The sequence below is a fragment of the Alkalibacterium sp. m-11 genome (assembly GCF_054658155.1).
The window spans coordinates 1-1,542 of the sequence record NZ_BAAGIR010000252.1; the positions used below are offsets into that span (position 1 = coordinate 1).

Below are 1,542 nucleotides of genomic sequence, written 5' to 3' on the forward strand. Positions count from 1 at the left end.
GAACTCCGAAGAAAAGGAGGATGTACTTCTACATCTTCAGAAAAAATACAAAAGAACAATGAAGACCATCTAAAACCGACGGTTTTCATTGTTCTTTTTGTTTGTTAAGAGCTGGTTTTTTCCCAGCTCCTATCCCAATACAAAATCAAATGTAGTTTGCCATAGTGATAGCTTTTAGGGACGTGAACAAGCGCACCATCAATTCGTACTTCACCATATTTATTAGCGATTACTGTAGATTGTTTAAAGACGGGATAATCAGAGTCAGGCAAAGCTAACCCATATTTCTTTTCTTCTTCCAACAAGTCTGCAATCATTAGTTCCTTTTTATAATGAAGTCGTTGGCGATCTTTTTTACATTGATCAAATAATAAAGTCCGTATGTGTTCTAAATCTTTGATGACAGGGGATGGTGTGAAAAAGTTATAACGTACATATCCCACTTTGTTTTCCACATGTCCTTTTTCATTTCCTTTTCTTGGATTACAAACTTGTGCTTCAAATCCGTAATGCATTGAAAATTGACGAAAGGCATCAGTAAAAATAGTTTCTTCACCACGGCTCCGTGCCTTGACCACCGCTGCGGAAAGATTATCTAAACGAAGTTTTCTTGGGGCAAATCCTGCCTGTTCAAAAAGCACTTTGAGTCCTTCAAGGAAACATTCTTGGTTTTCCGAAGGTAAAGGGACTGCCAGTCCTCCGTTACTGTATGGAAAACTCATGACTAAGCAATGAATATCTTTCACTTTTCCATCTTCGACAGCTTCCGTAATCCCAAAATCAACTTGAGCTTCTGCGGGAGGATGAGACAATCTTTCATATTCTTCTTTAAACCCATCTGATTCATCGATCATTTTTTCTTTCCACTCATTCTGAATAAAATTACAAACGGTTCGATAAGAACCCGTGAAACCCAACTCCTTCAACTCTTTAAATATATTTGTATTATTTCTTCTTAATTTCTGTTTGAGCGAATAGTCTTCTGTTAGCCAATCAATGACAATTTCTCCCCAATTCTCGTCATACATCATCCCTTTTTTAACGGATATCTTCTCTTTAGGTAACTGATCACTGTCCGCATACTTCTTCACAGTTGTCCAACAAAAACCAGTACGTTTTGAAATTTCATTGATAGACATTGATTTGTTATTTCTCAAATTTTTGATATGATTGATTTCAGGCATTGCTAGCATCCTTTCATTTCCTCCCACCATTAATTGATTAGACACCATTAACGGTAGGATATTTTTAAGGAGCTGGCAAGCCTTTTTTTTATTGTACAACCTTCTCACATTTTGATTGCAATACTCTTAACTTTTATTATGCATTAAACAATTGTCGATTCAAAGCCAATAGAGAAACTGGAAGATTTAAAATTGAAATCAGTCCAGTTTTCTTTCGTAAGCGATGAATAACTGAGTACCTACAAATAAAAATCGGACACCACTATAATGAGAAGTGTCCGAAGCGTATAATATGCTGAATGTCTAGCGACATTCCATCTGCACCTTTGGATTCCATGGCAAATAAGCCTCCAAAGGT

General features: G+C 36.4%; 1 protein-coding gene. It reads right to left on the reverse strand.

What is annotated here, in order from left to right:
• Window positions 1-104 precede the first annotated feature (104 nt).
• Window positions 105-1,184: an IS21 family transposase gene (istA, locus tag ACYQ2O_RS12205; protein ID WP_459771341.1), complete on the reverse strand. Its 1,080-nt coding sequence runs from the start codon at window positions 1,182-1,184 to the stop codon at window positions 105-107.
• Window positions 1,185-1,542 lie beyond the last annotated feature (358 nt).